Source organism: Vibrio genomosp. F10 str. 9ZD137 (assembly GCF_049974785.1).
Lineage (GTDB): Bacteria > Pseudomonadota > Gammaproteobacteria > Enterobacterales > Vibrionaceae > Vibrio.
In genome coordinates, this window is record NZ_JBNGCJ010001038.1 from 1 (window position 1) to 1,217 (window position 1,217).

The following is a 1,217-nucleotide window of genomic DNA, read 5'->3' on the forward strand; positions in this document are numbered from 1 at the left end:
TCGGCTAAAATCGTTTTATGCTTTGTTGATAAGTAATTGTTGATAAGTAATTGTTGAGAAGTATTGGCTTAGAATAACTAGGCATCATACTTTTCGCCACGCCTAAAACGATTTTATCTCGAACAAAATTTAACCGCGAAAGATCAACACGCCCTCAATCAACAAAAGAAATTATACTATACGCCTTGCTATGTAGTGGTGGCGATGTAACGAACCGTTTCATACACATGTCATTTGTTCCACTCAATACTTTCTGCCTTCAAAGTAAAACAAGGGAAAAGTAGAGTGACTAAAACGAACAAAATTTTGCCAATATGCATATTAATAACCAGTACATGTTCTTCATTGGCTATAGCGGCTGAAAAATGGGAAAGGAAAAGTTATTCCGGTGGTGTAGAAGTGTGCCATGAACAAATGTTATATAAATCAAAGTGGTGGGCAGGCTCAAGCAGCGAGCCCAATCCCAATGGCCCAACATCATCAAACCAGTCCGGATGGGGCAATGATCCTTGGTTACCGATTCCTGACTCCTCGGAGTGTAACTCAGGGCAGGCTAACCGCGCGCCAAGTATTGAATTAGGGCCTGATATAGAAGTTCTTTCACCAAGTCAGGCCGTTGTTCTCGACGGTTCGGATTCGTTTGATGAAGACGGCGACCGCTTGACCTACCGATGGCGACAAGTTTCAGGGCCAAGTGTTGACATTAGTAATAGCCAAAAAGAGATAGCCAGTTTTGAATTACCACGGTTAACTGAAGATGCGCTATATACTTTTCAGCTAACGGTTAATGATGGTAAAGCTCAAGCGGTCGATAATGTCTCTATTACGGGCTTAGCAGCAAAGAATCAACGCCCAAATGCGATCGCAGGAAAAGACATTCAAATTGACGCACTGCCAGCAGAAGTTCAATTAGATGGTTCATTATCGACCGATGTTGACAGTGATAAGCTAGAATATCATTGGGAACAAATTTCTGGGCCACAAGCTGAAATCACGGATCCACAATCAAAATATACCAATGTCCGCTTGCCATCCGGCAATCATGGTGATCGTGATTATATGTTTAAGTTAACGGTCAGTGATGGTGAACTTAGTGACACGGATAATATTGTTGTCTCCGTCGCTTCTGGCGATGATCTTATGCCGCGCAGTTTTTCGGTAGAACAACCCGGTAAATCAAGCGACCTGCAATCTGACCAACGACGCCGTATGGCACC

The 1,217-nt window shown here is 43.0% G+C and carries 1 protein-coding gene; it reads left to right on the forward strand.

Annotation, left to right across the window (positions count from 1 at the left end):
* Positions 1-285: 285 nt before the first annotated feature.
* A partial coding sequence (locus ACP45E_RS22050) for a PKD domain-containing protein (protein ID WP_241824377.1) occupies positions 286-1,217 on the forward strand: 932 nt, incomplete at its 3' end.